The sequence below is a fragment of the Variovorax saccharolyticus genome (assembly GCF_030316765.1).
Classification (GTDB): Bacteria; Pseudomonadota; Gammaproteobacteria; order Burkholderiales; family Burkholderiaceae_C; genus Variovorax; species Variovorax saccharolyticus.
Genome location: NZ_JASZYT010000016.1, coordinates 66,009 through 89,053, shown reverse-complemented (window position 1 = coordinate 89,053; position 23,045 = coordinate 66,009). Strand labels below are relative to the sequence as shown.

Below are 23,045 nucleotides of genomic sequence, written 5' to 3'. Positions count from 1 at the left end.
GGGACCCAGCCCCCACGTCAGACGCGCGCTTCACCTGCGGTCTCCGTGGTTTGAACTGAAGGGCATTCGGCGTGAGCACACACGACGGTGAACGAAGGCAACGGCGCTGATGCTGTGCCGGGCCCCGCATGGACCGCCTGGTGGCCGCCGATCATTCTGTCCCTGACAAGCAGCGGGAACACGCCGTACTGCTCGTCGTCACCGTTGAAGAGGGTGTAGCCATGTCGGATCCATTCTTGGCGCAGATGCTTCCAGCGCGCTTGCTCGGCCTGGGTGGCCTCCCACAGCGCAGCCGCACCCTGCTTGGCATCAAAACTGAAGGAAATGCACCGCAGAAGCAAGCTTCCAAAGTCTTCGGGCTATCGTCAATTGAACTTTGGTACTGGTCTCCGAACCAGACTCTGCGCGTGCAGGTGAGGCTCTCGTCGCGTCGCGGCAGGCCCACGTGACCCGGTTGCCCTGCCGCGTCGCGGCAGGCCCACGTGACCCGGTTGCCCTGGTCCGGCAAGTCCCTTAACTTGCCGTTGCAGCGACGACTGCTCCAACGCGCTGCCAGCGCCGAGCCCAGTCGACGCCAGGTCAACGGCGCATCAGCGTGGTGCGCAGCGCAATCATCCAGCGCACAAGCCCGGTCGGGGCCCGAGATTTCAGGGGGTAGGCCACCGCGGCCGGCACGCGCAGTTCCACCTCAGTGCCCGCCCCTGGCTTGCTCCAGACCGTCAGCTGCGCGCCGAGCTTGTGCGCCCGCTCTCGCATGCCGATCAGTCCAAAATGGCCGGGGCGTCCCGACGCAAGCACCTCGGAGCCGATGCCCAGCCCATCGTCGCGCACACGGATCTGCAGGGCCTCCTCGCCATACGTCACTTCAGCTTCGATGTTGACAGCGCGCGCATGCCGGAATGCATTCCCGAGTGCCTCGCGTGCAATCAGCAAAGCCTCTTCGTGCACGATCGGATGCAGCGCCTGGAACGCGCCCTGCGCGTTGATGAGGAACGCCGCTGGCTGAAGCTCGGCAAACTGGGCGCCTTCGATAGCGAGGGCTTCTTCGAGCGTCCTGACATCGCTCGCCGACGGCCGCAGGTCCTTCACCTTGTCGCGACTTTCCGTGAGCAGCTTGTCGGCGCGGTCCAGCGACTTTTCCATGAGCGCTCGTGCGGGCACGTCGGGCGGTATCCTGTCAGCCGCGGCCTGGAATCGCAGGATCAGCCCCTGAATTCCTTGCAGCAGGGTGTCGTGCAGATCACGCGCTATTCGCTCCCTCTCTGCGAGGCGGGCTTCGAGTCGGCCGCGGATGTGGCCGGAGACTTGCCTCAGACGCAACCTGTGCAGCGCGAGAAGCGTCACCAGTGCGACGAACGCGCACAACGCGTAGAACCAGAGGGTCTGGTAGTAGGCGGGGGCGATCGAGAAATTCAGTGTGTCGCCCTCGTAGTTCCACACGCCGCTGGCGTTCGCGGCCATCACGCGGAAGCGATAGGGTCCTGGGGACAAGTCGGTGTAGAACGCTTGCCGTCGGTTGCCCGCTTCCTGCCAGTCGGCGTCTCGCCCTTCGAGCTTGTAGCGGAACTGGATGCGTTCCGGCACCGCCAGACTGAGGCCCGTGTAATCGATCTCAACATTGCGCTGAAGCGGAGGCAGCTTCAAGCCCTCACGAGCCTCATAAGACTTGCCGTCACTCGTGATCTGCTCGACATGCACAGGCGGGGGCTTGTCGTTGGTCGGGATGCGCAAGGGGTCGACTGCGACGAACCCGTCCCCGGTGACGACCCAGATCCGGCCGTCTCTGGAATTCGTTGCCTTCGGTGTAAAGAGCTGGACAGACTCAATCTGACCCACCGCGCTCACGTTGGATGGTTGTCCCACACCATCCCAATGGTCGAGCACCCGAGCCTTGACCTTCATGCCCGCGCCCTGGTCTGCGGCAGCGGACCACGCGTCCATCTCCGAGCGATCAACCAGGACCAGGCCGCAGGGCGTGGAGATCGAGACGAAGCGCTCATCGGCAAGTGTCCAGTGCGCGCCGTCGCAAGGAAGGCCGCTGTCGCGCCCGAACTTGGTCACACGCCCGCGGTGTATTCGCGTCAGGCCTGCCCGGCTTCCGATCCAGGCAGCCCCATCGCGATCGAAGCGAATCTGAGTGACCCCTCGACTGTCGGGCTCGCGCAACGCAAAGAAGCTGCGAACCTTCCCGTCCTGCACGTTGATCACGTCACCGGACCAAAGGCCGATCCACAAGCTGTCATCCGCTGGATCGACTGTCATGGTGGATACGCGACCGCGATCTCGCAGAGTTGCCCATGGCGTGCGCTCCACGCTTCCATCTGGTCGCAGCCGCAGGAGGCCCGAGCCGCGATGCGCAATCCACATCGTTCCCTGGGAGTCCTCGGCCATCCCGTCGATGGTTCCTCTGGGAACGCCGGGGGCGGCCACAAACTGCCCCGCTTCCATGTAACCGAAGTCATACTGCGAAGCCATCCAGATCCTTCCCCTGCGATCCTCGAACAAGGTCGCAGAGCGGGACTGCCGGATGCTGGATACACGTCCTTCGTCGATTCGATACACCGCGGTCGACGTGCTGGCCCACACGCTCCCATCGCGAGCAGCCAGGATCGACGCCGCTCTTCCGGTCACTCCATCGTGACGCGAATACAGCGCGCCCGCCATAGGACGGAAGCGATCCAGTCCTTGCGACGTGGATACCCACACATTTCCCTCGCGATCCTCGAAAAGTCCCAAGACATGATCGCCAGACAGCCCCTCGGTCGAGGTGAAGGAATCGACACCCCCATCGCGGAAATGCAACAGGCCGAAGTCAGCAGCTGCGACCCAGAGACCGCCATCTCGATCACGAAGCGCCTTGGTGAATATCCGACCCTGCGCCCACGCGGGGAGTTCCATCGGGTGCACCACGCCCTTCGCAATCCGCAGGATCTGCCCCCTTGTGCCGACGACAACTCCGCCATCGGGTGCTCCGGTCATCGTGCGAAGCGCACCGATAGGACTCGGTAGGGAAACTGACGCAGGTTGCTTCGGTTTCACTTGCCATATCAGATCTGTCCCGGCGGCCCACATTACACCGGAAGCATCGCGATGCAGCGCCAAGATGGCGTTTCCCAGGCTTTCGTTCTCCCCGAGGCACTCACTGTTGTCATCGCCGATCGCGCAGAGGAAGGCCTTCGTCCCGGCCGAGCCGCCGACCCAGATCCGGCCTTCTTCGTCCTCCTCAATGGCGTTGACGGTCTTGCCACTCGTTGCCCGATGCAGCACCAAGTTGCCATCCTTCCAGCTCGCAAGACCACGAGGCGTGCCGATCCAGAGCGCCCCGTCTCGCGATCCCAACAATGCTCGCACCCGCTCGTCAGGAAGAGCGGTGCCGGGAGGGGCGCTCCATCGCACGCTGCGGGCTCCATCGAAGCGAAGCAATCCGCTCGAAGTACCGAGCCAAAGATAGCCGTCCGCGGTCTGTGCGATTGGACCAATGGTCCCGGGTCCGAAACCATCGAGGTTCCGCCACACGGTGTGACCGTACTTCGAAGCTTCGCGATCGGGATCGAGCGCCGAAGCGGGCGTCGCCCAAATGGCGATCCAGCTCGCCACGATGCCGACGGTGAGCATCCGCGTGATGGACGCTCCGAACAGGGTCCAGCCTTCTCGCAGTGAACTTGCCTTGCCAGCGGCAAGGCACAGACGACGGGCACGACGCACGGGCATGACGAGTAACGCTATCAATGGTTCATGGCATGAGGGCACGTGACCGATCGACCCCGTCGATCTCGCTTTCGCAGCTGGTGCGCGTGGGTGCATCGATTGTCGAGGACGACGACGCCATGACGGTGCTCCGCAGCCATTCTCGTTCTTCGTGACAGCCGCCGCGCTTGGATGATGGGGCGGAATGTCGCAGTCGTCGATGACACTTTGGTATCGGTTTGATGGGCCGCGTTCATACACCGAGAAGTTGGCGCGCCCGATCAAGGAGGTTTCCGCCGCGGCGCAGCCCGCGTAGACGTCCGGCGGGTCGTTCGATGCGAGCCAACTTTTAGAAATGACGCCGCGCGAGCCGAAAGTTGAGCGGCGCCTTCGCACAGCGCAACCAGTTCGCGACCCCACTCCGCCGTCGGCCCAAGTAAAGGCGCGATCGAAAGGCTTGCGTCTACACCGCAATCGTACGGAGCTGGACGATTCGCACCCCGGCACGGCGAGTCCGTCCGATCTCACGCCTCAATTCGCAGGTGCTGCCGGTGAACGGCCAACCGCCGACGCGTCAGTGACGGCTGGCTGCCGCCGCTCATCGGAAGCCGAGGTTTCCAGGCGTCCCCAAGCCGCCGCTAGTAAACCCCTCTCAAGGTAGCGTGCGCTTACACCTATCCACGGGTCCACCCTGCAGGCGGAGACCACGGCAGCAAGAACTCCCCAAGCAGCGAAGGCAAGTGATGACGCCGATGCCAGCCGTACCGCGCCATGCGCACTTTTTTCGTCCGACGCCCGATGCCCCGGGGAAAAGCGGCCGCTGCTGATTGCGCAGGCATTCCAGTCCGAAGCCGCGCGGCGTCGCGCTTTCGGCCTCGGGGTGCGTCAAGAATTCACAAACTTATCCACAGATTGGGCGGGTAACTCGGCCCTCTCCCTTTCCTCGTTGACCCGCCCGTGCACCATCGCTGATCCGGCGTCCGAATGCAGCGGAGCCCTTTCCGCAGCGCCCGCAGCGTCGGGTTGGCCAGGCGAGTCTGGCGCTCCCATGACGAAGGGCCCGCCGGCGACTGGTGGTCACTCCGGGGGCCCTCGCGGCCTCGGAGTACCCAGGTGGGTTTTGCCGAAGCCGTGCAGGCATGATGGCGCTCGGCCGACCCAGCGGCCCCCGGCGGACGACTGATCGGTGTGCGGGAATTTTCCGATGCGGCGGTAGGCCGCGGAGGTCACCCGCGCCGCCCCGTCGGACAGCGCTCGACCTGCTCACCGCGCTTGGCCAATGTTCGCGCGCAGCCGCAATGCATCTCCCACGGCCTGGCCCCCCGCCGTGTTGTCGAAGATGCACCAGCAGGACTCGGCCTCGTGCGCGGCCTGCCGCAGACGCGACGCGAGCGGCGACAGCAGGGCGTCCTCGTACCGGGACCAATAGACCCGGGGCGACCCGTGAAGCCGCAAGTAAAGGGCTCCGAGCCAGCCGCCGGGTGCGGCGCCTGGCGCGTGGCGCACCGGATCAGCGAGCACGCGCGAGAACCGGCACTTCGCCAGCAGGGCGTCGGCCTCCGCTGAAAACCAGCTCGCGTGCCGCGGCTCGACCGCGACCGCTCCGCCATAGCGGCGGCGCAACTGGGCAGCGAAGCGGCCCGCCACTTTCGATTCGAAGGCCAGACTCGGCGGCAACTGCACGAGCAGCCAGCGCAGTTTCGGGCCCAGCCCTTGCGCCTGCTCAAGGAACGCATCGATCAGCGGCATGGCGGCGTTCAGGCGCCGCTCGTGCGTGATCGCCTTGGGGACTTTCGCGCTGAAGGCAAAGTCTGGCGGCGTGCTGGCGGCCCAGCGCTCGTACGTGAGACGGCGGTGGGGCCGGTAGAACGAGCTGTTGATCTCAACGGCATTGAAACGCGTCGCGTAGCGGGCGAGTTGCGAATCGCCGTCGCCGAACCCGTCCCGAAAAGGCGATGGCAGGCTCCAGCCGGCACACCCGATGCGGATGCCTTGACCGGACCCCGGGCTCGCGGTGCGTTCGCCGGGGCCGCTCATGAAGCACCCCCGGGCGGTTCCTGGCGAGCGGATTCCACGGGCTTCACGGCTTGCGACACCCTCTGCCCTTTGTGCCTGCCACCGTGACGGCGCCGGTGTCCGGAACGACGGCATCCGCCGACCCGAATGCGACCCAAGGATCCTGTCGCTGCGCCCTCTTGAGCGGCTTGCGCGGGCCCAGGGTCGAAAGCATGTTGCGCGGGGAGGCGAAGTCGCCGTAGGCGCCGGCGTCGGCGTCGGGAGGGGAGGGGGAAGGGCGGTGCTGCCATCGCTCGGGCGGCAGGACCGTCGCCATGCCCGCCGCGAATGCCACGCAGCCGCGATCGAACGCCGCGAGCGCCGCGTCGACCTCGCGTCGGGCCGACTTCTGGCTCACGATCTGTCCTCCCTCTCGCGGCGCCAAGCTTGCAGTCGTTGCCACGCCGTGAGCAGCACCCGGACGATCATCTCGACCTCGCCTTGGCCGTCGGCCGCGCGCGCGGCTTCTTCGCGGCGGCCACGGCCGCCGCGCGGGCCCTCGCGGTGGGTTTGGCACGCGGCGCTGCGATGTCGGCGCCGGAGCGCTTCGACGGGAAGGGCGGTTTCAGAGACGCGATCAGCCGGCCCTGCACCGCAGCGAACGCCTGTCCAACAATTGGCATGACAGCCTCCCCAAAATCTCGTTGCTTCCACCGGCCGGCATCGAGCACCCGGCACTGGCTTCAAAGGCCTGCCATTGCGCTGCCCCGCGGAGCGACGCTAGGCCCCGGATGACGTCGCTCTTCCCCCGATCCCAAGGTGTCAGGCCACGCTTCGGCTTCGGTCCCAAAGCCTAGGCGCAGCCAGATCGGGAGGGTGTGAGCGTCCGCGCCACGCAGCCCGAGGCCCCGTCCGACCCGACGCCTCTTGAAAACGACCCGACCGGCTCTAGTTCGGAAATCGGAAGCGCTGGAGACGCCTCCGGCGCACCGTTCAACCTGAATGGAGGTTTTCGCCATGTATCGATCCTTGTTCCCGCGCGACATGTTCGCCGAGATGGATCGCCTGCAGCGCGAGATGCAGCAGGCCCTCGATCTGTCTCCGACCATCCGCGGCTTCGGCCGCGGCGGCTTTCCGGCGCTCAACATCGGTGGCACGCCCCAGACCGTGGAGGTCTATGCCTTCGCCCCGGGGCTCGCCCCGGATGCGATCGACATCACCCTCGACCGCGGCGTCCTGACGATCGCGGGCACCCGCCCATCAAGTCTTCCGGAGCGCTCAGACACGGCCAGCCAGGCCGCCGTGCACATCAGCGAGCGGTTCGCAGGCGGGTTCCGCCGCGTCATCAGCTTGCCCGACGACGCCGACCCGGAAAACGTCGAGGCCAGGTACCGCGACGGGGTGCTGCAGATCACGATCCAGCGCCGCGCGTCGGCGCAGCCGCGCCGCATCGATATCCACTGACCAGAGGAGGCTGACATGAACGATCTTCGCACCCAACCGGGCGACGGCCCGAGCGCCGCGAACCTCCGGCGCGGCGAGCATCGCGCCGGCGAGAACGCCCTGATGCCCCCGGTCGACGTGATCGAGGATGCCAGTGGCATCACGCTCTTTGCGGATCTGCCGGGCGTCTCGCGCGACAGGCTGCAGCTGCAGATCGAAGCCGGCACGCTCACCATCGAGGCGGAACTGGACCTCGACCTGCCCTCAGGCCTGCAGTCGAGTCACACCGAGGTCGGGCTGGGACGCTTTCACCGCATGTTCACGCTAAGCCCCGAGCTGGACACCAGCAAGGTCTCGGCAGAACTCGCGCACGGCGTGCTGAAGCTCACCATCCCCAAGGCCGAGCACGCGAAGCCTCGACGCATCAGTGTGCGCGCGGCGTGAGCCGATCGCCGGGCGGCGCGCGCCGCCCGGCTCTCAAGTTTCGAGCATTTCAAGGAGTTTGTGACATGGCCATGGATCTGCTGAAGCAACTGGCCTCTTCGCCCCTGCCGGCGTACCTCAGTTCGCCCGAGGACATCGACAAGATCCGCCTGTTGCGAGCCGCCGGCCTCGTGCAGGCGCTCGTGCCCGCCGATCGCCCCCCATCGACCGCGGAAGCGGTGGGCCGCGTCGCCGAAGTGACCGCGATCACGCCGAAGGGCCGCGAGGCGCTCCTGGAGGCGGCCCATCACGAAGCGCAGGCGCCGGGGACTGCGGCGGACAGCGTGACGCGGCGCATGCTCGATGCGATCGAGCGCCTCAAAGAAGGCTTGAAATAGGGCAGGGCGCGTGCATGCTCAAAGGCAGGGCCGGGCGCCCCGCATGGCGCAGAGAGCCCATCGAACAGCCTCAGGAGACCACCATGAAATGCGAAGCCATCCACTGCTTCGACAGAGCCACCGTGCGTTTCGCGATCTACCCGGCCGGCCTCGACGGCCCCCGCGTCCTCGCCGAAATCTCCGAGGATGCGCTGCGTGACCAGTTCGGCGCGACAGGCGGGCCCGAGACCCTGCTCGAAGCCTGCCAGGCGAACTTCGAACTGATCGAGGAAATCGCCGTCGAGCGTCATCGGCGACATCCCGCCTGCCCGATCCAACTTGAGATCGCGGATTTCTGTTGCGTGCTTCCCGGGTGACGCTCGTCAGGCGCACGAAACGCCCATCAGTGGCGGCAGGCGGGCCTCGTAGCGCGTGCGAGCGCTGTGGTGTGCACGCGCAGCGCCACGGGCCCGACCGGCTTGCGGCCGGCGGCGGGTGCTTCCGAGGCTTGGGCGGCCGGGCACCCGGCGTGCTGTTGTCCGAGCAGGCTCTCGCAGCCAAGACCGTGCGCCGCGGGGAGAGGGGCGATCCCGCTCTTCATCAGACCCGTGCAAGGCAGGCCCAGATGCCATCATCCGCTCGCCCACGCTCGCCGGTCCCAAGTGATGAGGTAGGCGCGCACGCCCTGGAGCGGCCCTCCATCGTGCGACCACGTGGCGTTGCCGCGTAACCCACGCTGGTCTCGCCTGCCAGTCCGCCCGAGCGTGGATGAGCTGGTCGTTCAGAGCGACCCAAGGTCCTCGCCCTTTCGACAAGGGTGCGATCGAGATCGAAGCTCGGAATCGGTTCGACCTGGACCCTGCCGTTGTGTGCGGTGCCACGCGCGATGCGGGGCGTTGGATTGGGAGGAGCATCGGCGGCCGGCAGCTTCATGGAGTTCCTCCGTGACTGCCTGCTTCAGACACGACCGCGGGCGACCTGCCGATGGGCCCGTCTACCCACCGGCAGAGAGTTCGGTCGTTGCCTGGGTGCTTTTTGACCGGGGTCGGCGATGCCAAGACCTACGACGGGCCCCCAAGCCGACCTGCAGGGGACCGCAAGCCGGCCCGGCGCGCGTCGCGTGCGAAGCGGCCCCTGAGACCCCAACTCCGCCCGCTGCGGCGCATCACCGCGCAAGGGGCTCGCCGACCCGGGTTTGACGGGCGGCGTCGTTCCAGCGACTATCTGAGCACGTAGCTGGCGAGCACGCTCTGCACTTCGTAGATGCTCAGCTTCTTGTTGAACTGCTTCTGGATCGGAGCGGCTGTCCCTGAGATCCAGATCTTGAGCTCGGCATCGAGATCAAAAGTGCCGGCCGTCTCAATGCTGAAGTGCGTGATGCTCTTGTACGGAATCGAGTGGTACTCCGTCTTGCTTCCAGTGATTCCCTGCTTGTCGACCAGCACAAAGCGCTTGTCGGTGAACACGAAGTAGTCTCGGACCAGCTGGTAGGCGTGTTCGACCACCTCCCCGGGGGCCACGATCTGGCTGAACTCACGCTGAATCTTCACAGGGTCGATCTTGGCTGCGTTGCCAATCATTCCGTTCAGTAGTCCCAAGATTGCTCCTGACAATTTCGTCAACATGCCCGACCGTCGCCGGCTGCGACGCGCCGCCGCATCGTGTGGCTAATGTAGCGGGGCTGCACCTTCACGGTCGTCGGCGGTGATGGACGCGTTTCATTCCGCAGCGGGCCTCCTTTGGCACGGCAGCGTCGAAGGTACGCGGCGCCTGATCACCCCAGCTCCCTTGGCGGCTTGAGATTGCGCCCCTGGGGGCTTCAAGAGGACGACCCGCGGGACCACGCCGCGTCACACCCCGAGTGCGCGGACCTGCAGCAACGTGCCCTGCGTGTTGCGCCTACTTTCTGTTGCGCTTCCAGCGTACACACGTCGGTGCGCGCCCCTCGTCCCATGGTTCTTCAATTACCAAGGAGACCGACATGGCGACTACCTATGTGCAGGAAGCGGGCGCTGTGCCCGGGGCGCGAACGAGCTTCGGGCTCGGCGAGCCGGACCACGCCGCCCGCAGTGCCGTGTCCTGGCCGGCGATCCTCGCGGGTGCCACGGCCGCGGCCGCACTCTCACTCATCATGCTGCTGCTGGGCACCGGCATGGGCCTGGGCATGTCATCGCCTTGGGAAGGCGAGGGGGCCGAGGCCAAGACCGTGGGCATCGCGGCCATCTTCTGGATCACGTTCACGCAAGTGGCGGCATCCGGCCTTGGCGGCTATCTGGCAGGCCGCCTTCGCAGCAAATGGGCTGGCGTCCACACCGACGAGGCGCGCTTCCGCGACACCAGCCACGGATTCCTGGCCTGGGGCGTTGCCACGCTGGTCACCTTCGTGCTCCTGGCCTCGGTCGTCGGCTCGACCCTGAGCGCGGGCGCTCGCGCCGGCATGACGGTTGCGGGTGGCGTCGCCAGCGGCGCGGCCGTCGGAGCGGCCGGGCTCGCGGGCAGCGCCGACGCCAACCGGTCAGGCGGACAGGAAGGCGGCGGTGTCATGAGCTATTGGACGGATTCCCTGTTCCGCAAGGACCCCGCCGTCGCCGCGACGCCAGCGCCGGCGGATGCCGGTACCGCGCAGGCGGCGGGCGCGCCGATGAGCCGCACTGCCACGACCGCGGAAGCCGGACGCATCCTTGCCAACGGCCTGCGAACCGGGACACTGCCGCCGGAAGACGCCCGCTATGTGGCGCAGCTCGTGGCGCAGCAGACCGGTCTGAGCCAGGCGGACGCTGAGAAGCGGGTGAACGACACGTTCACGCGTTCCAAGGCGACGATCGACGAAGGAAAGGCCAAGGCCAAGGCGGCGGCCGATGCGGCCCGCAAAGCCACGGCCTATGGGTCCCTGTGGATCTTCCTTTCACTCGTGATCGGCGCGCTGGTTGCCGCCTACTGCGCCAGCCTCGGCGGTCGCAGTCGAGATCTTTAGCGACGCCAAGCCCCGACATGATCGGCGTCATCGTTCCCGCGCACAACGAAGAGGATGTGATCGTCGGCTGCGTCGAGCGCATTCTGGCGGCATCGCACGATGGCCGGCTGAACGCCGAACCGGTAGAGCTTTTGGTGGTCGCGGACGCATGCACGGACACCACGGCCGCAATGGCTGCCCGGGCCGGGGCGATGACCCTGCCGCTGCAGGCACGCAACGTGGGAGCGGCCCGCGCCGCCGGCGCCGAATTCCTGCTCGCCCGCGGGGCAAGGTGGCTCGCATTCACCGACGCCGACACGCACGTTTCGGCGGGCTGGCTCGCGGAGCAGATCGCCTTGCAGGCGGATGCCGTCTGCGGCACCGTGGCCATCGACGACTGGACCCCGCACGGCTCCCACGCCGAGCTGCTGCGCCGGCATTTCGGGCAAACCTACTTCGACGTCGATGCGCACCGGCATATCCACGGTGCGAATCTCGGCGTGTCGGCCGAGGCCTATCGCCTGGCGGGCGGGTTCCGCAACTTGGCGTGCAGCGAAGATGTCGACCTGGTTCACGCCCTCGAGGCCACCGGCGCGCACATCGCCTGGAGTTCGCGGCCTCGTGTCACCACGAGTGCGCGGCGCGTGGCACGCGCCTCGGGCGGCTTCGCGGACGCCCTGATCCATGCCGTCGCCCAACGCCTGGCCCCCGGACCGGCCGAGGTCCTGCCTCTGGGAGCTGCGCTGTGAGCGAGCTTGTGGACCTCTTCGCGCGCGAGTTTCCTGTCTGGCACATGGTGGTGAGAGGCACCGTCGTGTACTGGATCCTGCTGCTCGTGTTCCGCTTCGTGCTGCGCCGCGACGTCGGGTCAATGGGCGTGGCCGACTTGCTGTTCGTGGTCCTGGTGGCCGATGCGGCCAGCAACGCGATGCAAGGGGAGTACACCTCCATCAATGACGGCCTGGTGCTGCTGGCCACCCTCGTCGCGTGGAACTTCGGTCTCGACTGGCTCAGCTACCGCTTCGCGCCCGTGGCTCGGTTCCTCGAGCCGCAGGCGGAGGTGCTGGTCCGTCACGGACGGGTGATGCGCAAGGCCCTCAAGCGGGAAATGATCACGAGGGAAGAACTCGAGGGCAAGCTGCGCGAAGCCGGCGTCGAGCGTCTTGCGGACGTGAGGATTGCCCGCCTCGAGGGTGACGGCAAGCTGAGCGTTTTCAAGGAAAAGCCCAGTGGCAACCCGCCGCGGACGCCCGAGGATCGGGGTCCTATGGGCGGGTAGCACGCCTTCTCCTGGCAAGGCAGTGCAGGTCCCGTCCTGCCGACAGCCCAAGCCAGCTGCCCGCCCCTTGTGCACGAAGTGCCCTGTACAGCAGCACCTACGCCCGGCATCTGGCTTTTACGACAGCCGTGAGGCCGAGACTGTCGCCCACTGAAGGTCCCCACGAGTCACGAGGCCCCCATGATCCACCCCCTGTTCAAGACCACGCTGAAGCGGCCGGACCTCGTCGCGCGGCACCTTGCCAACTATGTCGACCTGGTCCAGTGCGAGGCGTCCGACATCGCCAAGGGGCTGCTGGTCCAGGGCGCCGCCGCGATCGTCGCGATCTTGTCCTTGCTCCTCGCGCTTGGCCTCACCGGGGTCTCGGTCATGCTGGGGGTGCTGGCCGGCCGCTTCCATTGGGCCCTGGTGGCGGTGCCCGCCGTGGCTTGGCTGATCGCACTGGCCGGGGCCATCATGGCCCGGCGGTCGAAGCTCCGGGAAGACATCAAGGATGTGCGTGACGAACTGGAGCTCGACCTCAAGGTGCTTGCGCTGGCAAAGGAACTGAATAATGAATGACGTCGTGGAATCCCTCACACCCAAGGCCAAACTGGCCTTGTCCCGGGCCGAACTGCTCGCCGCAATGGGCTACGCGCAAGTCGACCGGTCGGGCGAAGCGCCCGTGCTGCAGTCGTTGCCGCCCATGACGGACCGAGGGGGAGCCTCCCTCCCGGGTGCGAGCGTCATCCGGCGCTGGTGGAACCGCCATCCTGTAAGCGCGGTGTTCGAGTTGCTCGAACCCGGCCTCGCGCGCTATGCCCGGCGCAACCCGGGGCGCCTGGTGGTCTACGCGGCCGCCATGGGCGGCCTGCTCGTCGTCGCCCGTCCCTGGCGACTCCTGCCCTTCGGCGCGGTCCTTGCGTTGGTCCTCAGGACCACGGACATCGCCGGCGCGCTTTCCGCGGCCACGCGCGCATTGTCTCGGGCGTCCTTCGGACCGGATCGAATCGCGCGGCGTCGCTTCGACACCCCTGGCACCGAGGCCGGATCCACTTGGTCGGAAGCCCGTCACACCTCGGACGGTTCCTGACCCGGTGTGCCTGAACTCGGCCGGAGTCGCTCAGCGCCGGCTTGTCTCGTGCCGCACATCCCCGCACATCCCCGCACAAGCCGCGATCGCTACGCGTCGCGCGAGCGCAAAGTGGAACCCCGTGCCAGGTGACGTGCGCGAACGGCATTGCAATGGCGAGGTCGAAAAGGCAGGTGTGGGTGTTCACAGTTGTTGGCCGCGAGGTTCCCAGAGACCAAGAACCGAGAGCCAGCACGCGCCCCCGCGAACGGCCCCAATCGCGCGACGAGGGTTCTACGACGTTCTTCCAATGTCGGCTAAAGTCTTGCCCAGATGCGGATTGCTTCGGCGCTCGCCGACGCGTGGCCCAAGGCCGGTCCGAAAGAACAATTCCCTTGCCTCGGCGTTCGCCATCATCTTCGCTGTCTGCCTCGCCCAGTCACGGGCAAGCCGCTCCGTGACGAGGTAGCCGAGTTCCGCCGCGGCGATCGCAGGCTAGTGACGGTTGCAGCCGCTGTGACGGGCGTGCCGCTCATCGTGGCGCTGGTCGCCCAGGCCCTGCGGATTCAACCGGTCGATGCAACACATTCGCTGAACATCTCAGCGGGTGTATGGAAGCCGAGCGTCTTGCGCGGCCTCTCGTTCAATTGTCTCCCGATCGCGTTGAGTTGAAGCTGGGAGAACCCTGAGATGTCCATGCCCTTCGGCATGTACTGCCTGAGCAATCCATTCGTGTTCTCGTTGCTTCCACGCTGCCACGGGTTCTGCGGATCGCAGAAGTACACCTGAACGTCGGTGGCCAACGTGAACTTCTTGTGAGCGTGCATCTCCGTGCCTCTGTCCCAGGTCAGTGACTTGTAGAGCTCCTGCGGCAGCTTGCGGGCGTTCTTGATGAGTGCGTTGACGACGGTCTGAGAGTCCTTGCCATCCAGCTTGACCAGCATCACGTATCGCGTTTGGCGCTCAACCAGCGTGGCGATCTGGCTGTTGGCGCTTCCGAAGAGCAGGTCGCCTTCCCAGTGGCCGGGAACCGCTCGATCTTCAACCGTGACTGGCCGCTCGCTGATGGTGACGGCGTCAACGATTCTTCCGTGGACGTCAGTCTTCTGCGTGTACTGGCGTGAGCGGCGCATGCCCCGGGTACGCCGGAGATGCTGCAACAGCTCCTTCTTCAACGCCCCGCGGGCTTGAATGAACAGGCTGCGGTAGATGGTCTCGTGGGACACGTGGCAGGTCTCGTTGCTCGGGTAAGTATGCTTGAGCCATCCGGCAATCTGCTCCGGAGACCATTGCAGTCGAAGCTTCTCCGTGACGATGCGCGCCAGGTCCCGGTTCTCAGCCAGCCTGCAGCGCTTGGGTCGACGAGCCCGATCCCAGGCTGCCTGGTCGGCCCGAGTCGCCCGATAGCACCCGGCACCACCGTTGCGCTTGATCTCGCGGCTGATGGTGGATGGCGCTCGCCCGAGGATCACCGCGATCGAGCGAATCGAGAACCCAGCCGCCATGGCTCGCGAGATCTCCTCGCGCTCGGCGAGCGTCAGCGCCATCGATGAACGGCTTCGCTCCGGTGGTCGAATACCGCCGATACGGGACAGAATCTTTTGTACGGACGTGTGTGCCCGGTTGAACAGTTGGGCAATCTGATGCAGGGTCCAGCCCTGCCTCCATCGCTCCCACATCAATGCCTTCTGGCTGTCTGTGTAGTAGGTTCGCGTCCGGTAAGCCATCTGCAACACTCCTTCTGCCTACGGCAGTCATCAGTGTGTTGCATCGACCGGTTGAATCCGCACCTGATATGGGTGATTCCCGGCTGCAACCCAAATCCCTACGCTCAAAGCGTCTGCGCCGTTGTCGGATACAACCTGGCGCTTCCGCTGATGGTCGTTGGCGCCGGCGGCCTGCTCATCGCTTCGCTGATTGCACTTTTGTCGGGCCCGCGGCTGTTGCTCGCTTGGTTCGCGTCGCGCCGCACCAAGAGGGCGCCACACAGAGCCGGCTCCCATGATCGGGAGGCAGAATGCGGGCCACAACCAGACATTCGAAGCTGATGACCACTGACTGACGCCATCGTCGCGAGGTATCGCATTCTCGCCTGACCCACTTGCTGATTGCGGCTCTGGGCCCGTCGCGCGAACATCAGGTCGTCATGTGATTTCCGCACCGCTTAGTTCGGCATCCAAGCGCACTCGTAGCAAGGCCAGCACCCTTTGCATGGCCTCGATATCTTCGACCTTGATATCTGAAGCCAACCGGTTCATCCACGGAGTGTTAAGCGCCATGGCTTGGTCGAAGGCCCCTCGCCCCTTTTCAGTCATTTCCACCAGCGAAGCTCGCCGATGGTGGGGATTTGGAGCCATGGCAACAAACCCCTCCCGTACTAGGTCGTTGACGACGCGCTGAACGTTTTGGCGGTTGGCGCCCATGTCACGCGCCAACCAAGCGACCGGCTGAGGACGTTCCGCCGCGACGATTGTCCCAAGTACCTGCCACCGCGAACTTGTCAGTCCCAGCTGCGCCACCAAACGGTCGCCAGCTGCCATCAAGCTGGTTGAAGTGCGGAACAAGGCGAGGACGGTGTCGCGCATCGCAGCGGCTGCGGTTGGAGTTGGAGTCGGAGAAATTCTTCGCATGCGTTAATTTTGCCATCAATGACCTCATCGTCCGACATGACAACATAATGTCAATTGGGTATCATAGACCACATGGATTTATACATCATCAAAGGAACGAACATGACCGTTATGAAAGATGACGCCGCGCGGCGCGCCGCTGCACAGCACACCGTGGCCGAGCACCTGCGCCTTACTGCAGCGGGACAGGTCGAAGAATGGGCGAAACTTTTCGCCCCTGACGCTGTTCTCGAGTTTCCCTACGCACCGCCAGGAGTACCAATGAAGGTGACTGGGCGAGACGCTTTGGTCGCGCACATGAGCAACTTTCCCAAAATATTTGACGTTGAATTTGTCGATATGACATTTCACGAAACGGTCGACCCAAGTCTGGTTGTCGTCGAATTCCGGTCGAAGGGCACGGCGCGACCGACCGGCAAGCCTTACGAACAGACGTGCATCTCCGTCGTCCGCACTGATAGCGACTCGTACATCACCCACTACCTAGACTATTGGAATCCTCTAGTCGCAATCGAGGCGCTCACGCCCCACGATGCGTCATCGGCTCCCATCCGCGGGGTAAATTTCGAGAGCTGAGCGAAGCCTGCGCGTTCTTTTGACCGAATCTGCAAGACTGGGGCTGGCTCGGGCCTGACATCTGACCTATGTGGTATTCCGCTGCCAAGTAGCAATGAGTTGCGCCCGAACTGCCTCACGTCGCGGGCAGTCGGCACCAGACTCGCGCGGGCCGCAAGTCAGAGAGCACGAGCATCAGCCAGAACCCGGCCAAGCCCGGTCTCTCAAACTCAAGGCCCGATTGGCCATGCTGGCGGCCGATATGCAACGAGCGCCCACACGCACCGCCGCGTGTGCTCTTGCCCAGTCTGAGCGCTGAAGGCCAGACAACTAGAACATTGTCGACCGATGTGCGGCGACTCCGGCCATAGCGCCGTCCGAGACCGCTAAAGCCACGCTACCGGCCGCTCGTGCCGCATCCCCACAAGCAAAGACGTTCGGTATAGAGGTCTGCTGCATGGCATCCACTCGGATGAATGCCCCCATGGGGCCTTGACCCAGCGCACAACCCAGTTGAGCCGCGACCGGGCTGGCGACGTGCGAGCGAGGCTGGGTGAAGAGGCCGTTCATGGACAGCGTCCGCCCATCGTCCAACACCACGTCGGCCACACCTTCGATGCGAACAATGCGGGCCGCCTCGACCTGCGTGCCACGACGCGCGAAAGTGGCCAGGTCCTCGTCGGACGGACGATAGGCTTCGTTGAGGAACAGGGTGGGCTTCCCCCAGTCAGGCAGCATGATGGCGTGGTGTTGCGCAACCTCAGACGCCGCGATGATGCCGATTGGCCCGGCTTCCAGTTCATAGCCATGGCAATAGGGGCAGTGGAAGATGCTGCGACCCCAGCGCTCGGCCAGGCCCGAAACGGTCGGCAGCTCATCACGCACACCGATGGCGAGCACCAGTCGTGCTGCCTCCACGGTGTGTTCCCCGACGCGAAAGGCGAAGCGACCATCGTCGCCCTGTCGCGCGTCCTCTGCCATCCCATCCATCCATCGCACGGTGGGATACCCAAGCAACTGCCGCCGAGCTTCCGCCGCGATGGCGCCTGGTGCCATCCCGTCGCGGGACAGAAATCCATGCGAGGTGCCTTCGGCCTCATCGACGAAACGGTTGCGGCGCAGCCCGGCGTCCACCACGAGGACGTGCCGGCGGGCCCTGGCCAGCTGCAGGGCGGCGGACAGACCCGCATAGCTGCCACCGATGACGGCGAATTCAGTCTTGACCATGGTGGTCCTCCAAGCGATGGGTGGTGGGCGCCCCCGCACGTTTGTGCGCCCTCAGACGGTTGTCAAATCCGCGCGACAGTTCGGCCAGCGTGATTCCTTCAAGGCGCGCCAGCAGGGAGGCCTCTGCCTGCTGCATGGCGGTCCGCAGCGAATCGTTGACTACTTGGGCGACTAGGCATTCCGGCCGGTCCTCCCGGAATCCGAGGGACACCAGCGCAGGCGCGCCAAGCGCCGTATGCACATCGCGCAGCGTGACACTTTCCAACGGCACGACCATCATCCAGCCGCCGCCATGCCCTTTCTCGGACATGACGAAGCCTGCCTCGCGCAGACCGACCATCAGCCGCCGAAGCACGACAGGGTTGGTGCTCATTGCAGAGGCAAGGGCTTCGGAGGTGAGAGGCGCGTCGGCTTGCGCCAAGTGCAGGAGGACGTGCAGAACATCAGATAGGTGACTGCTTGGTTTCATGCAACTATCGTAGTTGCATGACAAATACCTTTGTCGAGCAAGGGCCAAACGGCGAGGTTGCTGCGGTTGAACCCGCTACTGGCCCGAGCTAGTGCCGAGGCGGAGATGGCAGGATGCGGCCATGAACAGGCCTTCGCAGGTTGTGGCAAATTCCACTGACAGCGGATGTTCCGCGGAGTTCGCCCCTAGGAGCCTCTCAGGCAACATTCGGGCATGAGACGACAAGGCTGGAGCCCATCTCGATGGCAATTGAAATCATCACGGAGCGTTTGCATCTTCGGCAGTGGAAGGATGCGGACCGAGCGCCGTATGCGGCCCTGAACATGGACCCGGTCGTCATGCGGTTCTTCCCAAGTCTGCAGGCCCGCGAGGGGAGCGACAACGACATCGAAAGGTGGAGCGCCGAACTCGTTGACCGGGGTTGGAGCAATTGGGCAGTGGAGACCCGCGCATCCGGGAACTTCATCGGCTTCATTGGACTGACTGTTCCCAGGCGTGCGTTGGCGTTCATGCCATGTGTGGAACTCGGCTATCGGCTGGCCCGGGAGCACTGGGGCAAGGGGTATGCCACGGAAGGTGCCAAGGCGGCGCTGCGCGTGGGGTTCGACCGACTAGGACTCCAAGAGATTGTTTCGTTCACGGCAAATGTCAATCTTCCCTCGCGCGCGGTAATGGAGCGCGTTGGCATGACCAATTCCGACGCAGACTTCGACTATCCGAATCCGGCGTTGTCGGACGAGCTAAAAAAACACTGCTTGTATCGACTTAGCCGCGAGAGGTGGCTTCGGGTAACAGCCACTGACGCAGCTTCTGGGATCCGCAGCATGAAGCCGTAGTCTTCCTTGAAGGTCTGCTTCCGCGAAACGGCTACTTCCGCTTTGGGCCGAGGCTGTGTAGAAACACGTTGGGAGCCGAGCAGGCGGAGCTCGAGCGCTAGCTTGAAGCGCTGCGGCGCGAGGTCAGGCAACTGCAGCTTGAGAGGGACCTCTTGAACAAGGCCAATGAACTGTTAAAAAAAGGCCTCGGCGTCGATCTGCAACTCCTGACCAACTGGGAGAAGACGCTGCTGATTGACGCCCTCAGGGAGCACTATGGCCTGCCAGAGCTCCTTGCCAAGTTGGGTCTTGCGCGTAGCTCGTACTTTTACCATCGAGCCCGTACAACCGTGGGCGACAAGTACCTCTCGGCTCGGCAAGCCATCACCGCCATCTTTGAGTCGAATCTTCGCTGCTACGGCCACCGCAGGCTGCAGGTTTCGCTCCCAGGCAGCGAGTCCCCATCTCTGAGAAGGTGGTGCAGCGGCTGATGAAACAGGAAAGCCTGGTTGTTGCGAAGCCCAAGCGGCGCAGATACGCGTCCTACCTTGGCGAGATCGGTCCGGGCAATCATCGATTGCTTCGATGGGATGGTAGTGAGCTGGACCATTGGAACCAGCCCAGGCGCTGCGCGGTGAACACGATGCTGAATGCTGCCATCGAGACGGTGGCACAAACCACCGATCGGCCTGTGGTCCACTCCGATCGCGGTGGCCACTACCGCTGGCCAGGCTGGCTCTCAAGAATGAGCGAAGCAAACCTCATTCGCTCTATGTCACGCAAGGCGTGCTCACCTGACAACGCAGCCTGTGAAGGCTTCTTCGGTAGGCTGAAATCGGAACTGTTCTATCCTCGGAACTGGCAGGCCACGACCATTGAGCAGTTCATTGAAGTAGTTGATTCCTACATCCGCTGGTACAACGAAAAGCGGATCAAGATCTCCCTTGGCTCGCTCAGCCCTGTCGAATACCGGGGGGCCTTGGACTTGCGGCATAAAACCAGTCCAAGTTTTTATCCGCACCCCCTCGCCGGGGTTAGTGGGTCACTTCTAGATCGAAATCAACACGAAAAGGTCTATCAAAGCGCAAACAGCCGACAGGGCCGGGAAGCCCCGCGGGGGGCTCCGCGCACTGCTAGAAGGCGGGCAGAGTCCCGTAGGGGAACGGCCGGGCGAAGGAGCTGTGCAATATCCACGGACGGTGTAGACGGAGGACTTCAACCTACACCTGGTGGATACGGAAAGCTGCTTCGGAGCGGGCCCTGCAGCCGTTCAGGTCACATAGCTCGACCAAGTCGCCGCAGCGGCCGCTCAACGCTGACATGATGGTGTCTCAAGGAGAGCAAATCGATCATGCGGACACCCGCTCGATGAAAGGACTGAGCACGGCTGGGAGGCGGGCAACGCAAAAAGTGCCGCCACGGCCCCAGCGCGCCTGCGGCTTGTTGCCGGTAGGAAGCGCCAAGAGGCTTTGACACTCTGCCCGTCTCCGATCAAGCTGCTTGCATGCTGCAAGAACGGATCGAACCGGCCCCGTGGGTGCCTCTAAGTTGTTCGCCGAAGCGACCGGGTACCTACGAATTGCTTCATACGGCTTTCAGATGCTTCGCGCACTGGGATGGGAATAATTGGACTGCCCACGCGGAAGACCATGGGCATTTCACATGCAACCTTGGCGATCTACGATCTGCATCCCACTGGCGCGGCTTGACAAGAGATGCGCAAGGCAGCCGCATTCAGGTCAGAGCTGGCCGCCTCTATGGCATGGCTGGGCCAGACGCCGATCCAATTTTGAATCGGGAATGCAATGCGGATCTAGATGTAGTACGAATGCGCACAGCTTAGAGTACCCCGCCGCTTGCATCGCTCCAGCCGCGAGGAGCAAGTTTTCCACTGTTGCCGCGGGCGGCTCTGTGAACAAGAAGGCTCGCAGAGCCGCAAGCCGTTGCCAGCCGCGTTTTTCTCTAGGCACTGTATGCAAAGCGACATCGGGCCATCCACCGTTCGCCGATCGAGGCAGGGACGGTCTGCAACACAGCCAAGCGCGGCTGGTTCGAGGAGCTACTCAAGGCGCCCAGTTGTGCGATGCCCCTGCTTCGTCTCAAGCAACACGTCCTCAATGCGGTTTTGCAGTGCATATCGAATCAGTTCCGCCGCACTCGTGACATGGAGCTTCTCCTGAATGCGAGTCTTATGGGTGCTCACCGTTTTCGCTGAAAGATGAAGCGCGCGGCCGATTTCCGTCAGCCGATGTCCGGCCGCGAATCGTTGCAAGATGTCGAGCTCGCGATCAGTCAGCCGCGCATGGGAGGGAGCAGATGCCTCGTTGAGCTGCCGAATCACCGTTCCGGCAAGGCTTTCCGCGACATAAGCCCCGCCGGCCGCCACCTTGCGCACGGCGTGGATTAATTCCGTCGCTGCCATGTCCTTGGTGGCATAGCCATCAGCGCCTGCCTTGAACGCCCGCCTCGCATATTGCTCCTCCGCGAGCATGCTCAACACGAGGACTCGCACCCCAGGGAACTCGATCTTGATACGCCTTATCAACTCAAGGCCGTTCATCCCCGGCATGGAAAGGTCGACCAGCGCCAAATCGAACTTGCTCTTGTGCAGCAATTCGAGCGCCTGAAATCCCGTCTCCGCTTCAACCGCAGCCCAGTTGCTGCCCTTTGGACAGAGCAAGTGCTTCAGGCCTTCCCGAACAATCGCATGATCGTCGACGAGAAGCACCCGAAAGTCCGGCGTTGTCGTGGGAGTCGTTGTCAAAAATGGAATTCCCATGACCTCGCGATCGGAGCGTGTGCCGACTGATGACTATCGACGTTGCAGACGGGTTGCAGGTCGCGCCTAGGTGGCATGGGTCTCTAAGCAAGTTCGCCAAGTCAAGGCCAATGATTGCATCGGAACGCCACGCCGCCACGACGCGGGGTTGCGTCATTTCATGCTTGCTATTCAGCGACTAATGACACCTATTTGAGGATCACTCCGAGCCGAGTCGGTTTTCGAGTGATCCTCCGCAGGCCAAGCAAGCCGCGATGCTCGTGTTAGCCCGGCTGCTCGCCCGGGGCGCGGATGTCCCGCGCCGGTTCGGCTCGAAGCATACGATGAGCGGCGTGCGTTTCCTGGCCTTGCCCTGAGCCCTGCAATCGGCTTCAGTCGCCTTCAGGGCCGAGAACCTGCGGCCTTCCGTCGTGATGATGATCGCCGGCACGCCTTGGCCAGCCAGGTAGTCACGCACGGAGTTTGCACGTGTCAGGGACAGGCGCTGGGTGAACTCGTTGGTGCCCATCGGATCGGTGTGCCCGACAATGAAGATCGTGCGTAGCCGGATGCCCGAAGACTTGAGCTCCGCAGCGTGTTGTCGATGTGGGTTGCGGCCAGACGCTGCCGGCGGGGGCGCGACGGCACCGCCGGCGGCATGGCTGCAGGCGCGGGCGCCTGCGCCACCTGTGGGGCCGGTCCGAAGGGAATCAGCAGGCCCTTGTGAATTCTTCGAGGATGATTGGAGTTGCGAGACCGCCCGGTGCGGTCTCGCACTACCGTGCCCTAAAAAGTGGCGCCCGGTATCCGTTGGAACGATGCCCGGGCCTCGCGCCGCGAGGCCTTACGAGGGCCGAAGAATACGACACTGCATGCTTCCACGCGTCTAGGCTCGCCTTGTTTCCTTGAAGCAAAGCTCTTTGCGGCGCTAAGCGCTACTCTGAGCTTAGAAGGCTCGCGCGGATTTGGTCGCCGGCGGTCTCATCTTCACTGCCGTAGCCATCGCCGAGCACCGCGCATTCAGCGACCACGCTTTCCGCGAAAAGTTGGACAGCGGCGGGGAACGCGTCGCCGGGTTTGAGAAGGCCAGACATAACAGCCAGATCGGCGAAAACCTCGGCGCGGTCTCGATTGGTTTCCATCCCGAGAATGCTACGCCTCGTGCAACCGATGTCCAGCACCTACGGTGTAAGTTTTGTGTCCCTCCCTGAGATGGTGAGCGAAGTTCGAGCCTCGGCTGCGAACCAAAAACGCGGGCATGTAGGGGATTCCTTGCACCAGGAGGAGTCCAATCCGGTCTTGGCCTGTGCCGCCTACATCGATGCTTTGATCTTCCTTTCGTCAAGGAGGCTAGATGTCCAGGCTCGTATTCGCTTACGGCGA

General features: G+C 64.2%; 24 protein-coding genes and 1 pseudogene. 12 read left to right on the top strand and 13 right to left on the bottom strand.

Translation table 11 applies throughout. The features are described from left to right. Window positions 1–17: 17 nt before the first annotated feature. The 4 genes from QTI45_RS32895 to QTI45_RS32880 all read right to left on the bottom strand — a co-directional run bounded on the left by QTI45_RS32895 (window position 18) and on the right by QTI45_RS32880 (window position 6,100). Window positions 18–341: a hypothetical protein gene (locus tag QTI45_RS32895; protein WP_286657343.1), complete on the bottom strand. Its 324-nt coding sequence runs from the start codon at window positions 339–341 to the stop codon at window positions 18–20. 238 nt (window positions 342–579) lie between these two features. After that, window positions 580–3,972, bottom strand: a complete 3,393-nt coding sequence (locus QTI45_RS32890; RefSeq protein ID WP_286657342.1) for a sensor histidine kinase — start codon at window positions 3,970–3,972, stop codon at window positions 580–582. A 978-nt stretch (window positions 3,973–4,950) separates the two neighbouring features. Next, window positions 4,951–5,724: a DUF72 domain-containing protein gene (locus tag QTI45_RS32885; protein WP_286657341.1), complete on the bottom strand. Its 774-nt coding sequence runs from the start codon at window positions 5,722–5,724 to the stop codon at window positions 4,951–4,953. 43 nt (window positions 5,725–5,767) lie between these two features. Then, window positions 5,768–6,100, bottom strand: a complete 333-nt coding sequence (locus QTI45_RS32880; protein WP_286657340.1) for a hypothetical protein — start codon at window positions 6,098–6,100, stop codon at window positions 5,768–5,770. 599 nt (window positions 6,101–6,699) lie between these two features. Here QTI45_RS32880 and QTI45_RS32875 point away from each other — a divergent pair. From QTI45_RS32875 to QTI45_RS32860, 4 genes are all read left to right on the top strand, one after another. Then, on the top strand, window positions 6,700–7,146 hold the full coding sequence (locus QTI45_RS32875) for an Hsp20/alpha crystallin family protein (protein WP_286657359.1): 447 nt from the start codon (window positions 6,700–6,702) through the stop codon (window positions 7,144–7,146). 15 nt (window positions 7,147–7,161) lie between these two features. Further along, window positions 7,162–7,569 (top strand): Hsp20/alpha crystallin family protein, encoded by a 408-nt coding sequence (locus QTI45_RS32870; protein WP_444813336.1) that lies wholly within the window; start codon window positions 7,162–7,164, stop codon window positions 7,567–7,569. Window positions 7,570–7,634: 65 nt separating this feature from the next. Continuing rightward, a complete protein-coding gene (locus QTI45_RS32865) occupies window positions 7,635–7,946 on the top strand; it encodes a hypothetical protein (protein WP_286657339.1) in 312 nt (103 codons plus the stop codon). 83 nt (window positions 7,947–8,029) lie between these two features. Beyond that, window positions 8,030–8,302 carry a hypothetical protein gene (locus QTI45_RS32860; protein WP_286657338.1) on the top strand — a complete coding sequence of 91 codons (273 nt, stop codon included), beginning with the start codon at window positions 8,030–8,032 and terminating at the stop codon, window positions 8,300–8,302. Window positions 8,303–9,145: 843 nt separating this feature from the next. Here the strand turns inward: QTI45_RS32860 and QTI45_RS32855 are convergent. Further along, window positions 9,146–9,550 carry a PH domain-containing protein gene (locus QTI45_RS32855; protein ID WP_444813335.1) on the bottom strand — a complete coding sequence of 135 codons (405 nt, stop codon included), beginning with the start codon at window positions 9,548–9,550 and terminating at the stop codon, window positions 9,146–9,148. A 356-nt stretch (window positions 9,551–9,906) separates the two neighbouring features. Between QTI45_RS32855 and QTI45_RS32850 the strand changes: the two genes are divergently transcribed. From QTI45_RS32850 to QTI45_RS32830, 5 genes are all read left to right on the top strand, one after another. Next, window positions 9,907–10,899: a hypothetical protein gene (locus tag QTI45_RS32850; RefSeq protein ID WP_286657337.1), complete on the top strand. Its 993-nt coding sequence runs from the start codon at window positions 9,907–9,909 to the stop codon at window positions 10,897–10,899. Window positions 10,900–10,916: 17 nt separating this feature from the next. Further along, window positions 10,917–11,627, top strand: a complete 711-nt coding sequence (locus tag QTI45_RS32845; RefSeq protein WP_286657336.1) for a glycosyltransferase family 2 protein — start codon at window positions 10,917–10,919, stop codon at window positions 11,625–11,627. Continuing rightward, window positions 11,624–12,157, top strand: a complete 534-nt coding sequence (locus QTI45_RS32840; RefSeq protein ID WP_286657335.1) for a DUF421 domain-containing protein — start codon at window positions 11,624–11,626, stop codon at window positions 12,155–12,157. Before QTI45_RS32845 ends, QTI45_RS32840 begins: the two co-directional genes overlap by 4 nt. A gap of 180 nt (window positions 12,158–12,337) precedes the next feature. After that, window positions 12,338–12,718 carry a hypothetical protein gene (locus QTI45_RS32835; protein ID WP_286657334.1) on the top strand — a complete coding sequence of 127 codons (381 nt, stop codon included), beginning with the start codon at window positions 12,338–12,340 and terminating at the stop codon, window positions 12,716–12,718. Further along, entirely contained in the window at window positions 12,711–13,229 is a 519-nt protein-coding gene (locus tag QTI45_RS32830; RefSeq protein ID WP_286657333.1) for a hypothetical protein, read from the top strand. The genes QTI45_RS32835 and QTI45_RS32830 overlap by 8 nt, the downstream gene beginning before the upstream one ends. A 273-nt stretch (window positions 13,230–13,502) precedes the next feature. Here the strand turns inward: QTI45_RS32830 and QTI45_RS32825 are convergent, their stop codons facing one another. From QTI45_RS32825 to QTI45_RS32815, 3 genes are all read right to left on the bottom strand, one after another. Beyond that, on the bottom strand, window positions 13,503–13,697 hold the full coding sequence (locus QTI45_RS32825) for a gamma-glutamyltransferase (protein WP_286657356.1): 195 nt from the start codon (window positions 13,695–13,697) through the stop codon (window positions 13,503–13,505). Between the two features lie 77 nt (window positions 13,698–13,774). After that, window positions 13,775–14,935 (bottom strand): IS30 family transposase, encoded by a 1,161-nt coding sequence (locus QTI45_RS32820; RefSeq protein WP_286657332.1) that lies wholly within the window; start codon window positions 14,933–14,935, stop codon window positions 13,775–13,777. 417 nt (window positions 14,936–15,352) lie between these two features. After that, the gene (locus QTI45_RS32815; protein WP_286657331.1) at window positions 15,353–15,793 is read right to left on the bottom strand and encodes a MarR family winged helix-turn-helix transcriptional regulator; all 441 of its coding nucleotides are present in this window, start codon (window positions 15,791–15,793) and stop codon (window positions 15,353–15,355) included. 147 nt (window positions 15,794–15,940) lie between these two features. Between QTI45_RS32815 and QTI45_RS32810 the strand changes: the two genes are divergently transcribed. Further along, complete coding sequence (locus QTI45_RS32810; RefSeq protein ID WP_286657330.1) at window positions 15,941–16,414, top strand: nuclear transport factor 2 family protein; 474 nt, start codon at window positions 15,941–15,943, stop codon at window positions 16,412–16,414. A gap of 309 nt (window positions 16,415–16,723) precedes the next feature. Here the strand turns inward: QTI45_RS32810 and QTI45_RS32805 are convergent, their stop codons facing one another. Further along, window positions 16,724–17,620: an NAD(P)/FAD-dependent oxidoreductase gene (locus tag QTI45_RS32805; RefSeq protein WP_286657329.1), complete on the bottom strand. Its 897-nt coding sequence runs from the start codon at window positions 17,618–17,620 to the stop codon at window positions 16,724–16,726. Then, window positions 17,607–18,089 carry an Rrf2 family transcriptional regulator gene (locus QTI45_RS32800; protein WP_286657328.1) on the bottom strand — a complete coding sequence of 161 codons (483 nt, stop codon included), beginning with the start codon at window positions 18,087–18,089 and terminating at the stop codon, window positions 17,607–17,609. The genes QTI45_RS32805 and QTI45_RS32800 overlap by 14 nt, the downstream gene beginning before the upstream one ends. Window positions 18,090–18,331: 242 nt before the next feature. Here QTI45_RS32800 and QTI45_RS32795 point away from each other — a divergent pair, with 242 nt between their 5' ends. Beyond that, window positions 18,332–18,925, top strand: coding sequence for a GNAT family N-acetyltransferase (locus tag QTI45_RS32795; protein ID WP_286657327.1), 594 nt, complete (start codon window positions 18,332–18,334; stop codon window positions 18,923–18,925). A gap of 101 nt (window positions 18,926–19,026) precedes the next feature. Further along, window positions 19,027–19,892: pseudogene (locus tag QTI45_RS32790) on the top strand (IS3 family transposase); the annotation flags it as partial. A 1,071-nt stretch (window positions 19,893–20,963) separates the two neighbouring features. Here QTI45_RS32790 and QTI45_RS32785 read toward each other — a convergent pair. The 3 genes from QTI45_RS32785 to QTI45_RS32780 form a co-directional block, all read right to left on the bottom strand. Continuing rightward, window positions 20,964–21,683, bottom strand: coding sequence for a response regulator transcription factor (locus QTI45_RS32785; protein ID WP_286657326.1), 720 nt, complete (start codon window positions 21,681–21,683; stop codon window positions 20,964–20,966). Between the two features lie 199 nt (window positions 21,684–21,882). Further along, a complete protein-coding gene (locus QTI45_RS35450) occupies window positions 21,883–22,482 on the bottom strand; it encodes an OmpA family protein (protein ID WP_353621370.1) in 600 nt (199 codons plus the stop codon). Between the two features lie 115 nt (window positions 22,483–22,597). Next, window positions 22,598–22,804, bottom strand: a complete 207-nt coding sequence (locus QTI45_RS32780; protein ID WP_286657325.1) for a hypothetical protein — start codon at window positions 22,802–22,804, stop codon at window positions 22,598–22,600. Window positions 22,805–23,045 lie beyond the last annotated feature (241 nt).

Bases quoted from the DNA above. Each gene is read 5' to 3' on its own strand.
- QTI45_RS32885 (WP_286657341.1), bottom strand. From the start codon at position 5,724: ATGAGCGGCCCCGGCGAACGCACCGCGAGCCCGGGGTCCGGTCAAGGC.
- QTI45_RS32875 (WP_286657359.1), top strand. From the start codon at position 6,700: ATGTATCGATCCTTGTTCCCGCGCGACATGTTCGCCGAGATGGATCGC.
- QTI45_RS32870 (WP_444813336.1), top strand. From the start codon at position 7,162: ATGAACGATCTTCGCACCCAACCGGGCGACGGCCCGAGCGCCGCGAAC.
- QTI45_RS32865 (WP_286657339.1), top strand. From the start codon at position 7,635: ATGGCCATGGATCTGCTGAAGCAACTGGCCTCTTCGCCCCTGCCGGCG.
- QTI45_RS32860 (WP_286657338.1), top strand. From the start codon at position 8,030: ATGAAATGCGAAGCCATCCACTGCTTCGACAGAGCCACCGTGCGTTTC.
- QTI45_RS32855 (WP_444813335.1), bottom strand. From the start codon at position 9,550: ATGTTGACGAAATTGTCAGGAGCAATCTTGGGACTACTGAACGGAATG.
- QTI45_RS32850 (WP_286657337.1), top strand. From the start codon at position 9,907: ATGGCGACTACCTATGTGCAGGAAGCGGGCGCTGTGCCCGGGGCGCGA.
- QTI45_RS32845 (WP_286657336.1), top strand. From the start codon at position 10,917: ATGATCGGCGTCATCGTTCCCGCGCACAACGAAGAGGATGTGATCGTC.
- QTI45_RS32835 (WP_286657334.1), top strand. From the start codon at position 12,338: ATGATCCACCCCCTGTTCAAGACCACGCTGAAGCGGCCGGACCTCGTC.
- QTI45_RS32830 (WP_286657333.1), top strand. From the start codon at position 12,711: ATGAATGACGTCGTGGAATCCCTCACACCCAAGGCCAAACTGGCCTTG.
- QTI45_RS32820 (WP_286657332.1), bottom strand. From the start codon at position 14,935: ATGGCTTACCGGACGCGAACCTACTACACAGACAGCCAGAAGGCATTG.
- QTI45_RS32815 (WP_286657331.1), bottom strand. From the start codon at position 15,793: ATGCGCGACACCGTCCTCGCCTTGTTCCGCACTTCAACCAGCTTGATG.
- QTI45_RS32810 (WP_286657330.1), top strand. From the start codon at position 15,941: ATGACCGTTATGAAAGATGACGCCGCGCGGCGCGCCGCTGCACAGCAC.
- QTI45_RS32805 (WP_286657329.1), bottom strand. From the start codon at position 17,620: ATGGTCAAGACTGAATTCGCCGTCATCGGTGGCAGCTATGCGGGTCTG.
- QTI45_RS32800 (WP_286657328.1), bottom strand. From the start codon at position 18,089: ATGAAACCAAGCAGTCACCTATCTGATGTTCTGCACGTCCTCCTGCAC.
- QTI45_RS32795 (WP_286657327.1), top strand. From the start codon at position 18,332: ATGGCAATTGAAATCATCACGGAGCGTTTGCATCTTCGGCAGTGGAAG.
- QTI45_RS32785 (WP_286657326.1), bottom strand. From the start codon at position 21,683: ATGGGAATTCCATTTTTGACAACGACTCCCACGACAACGCCGGACTTT.
- QTI45_RS32780 (WP_286657325.1), bottom strand. From the start codon at position 22,804: ATGGAAACCAATCGAGACCGCGCCGAGGTTTTCGCCGATCTGGCTGTT.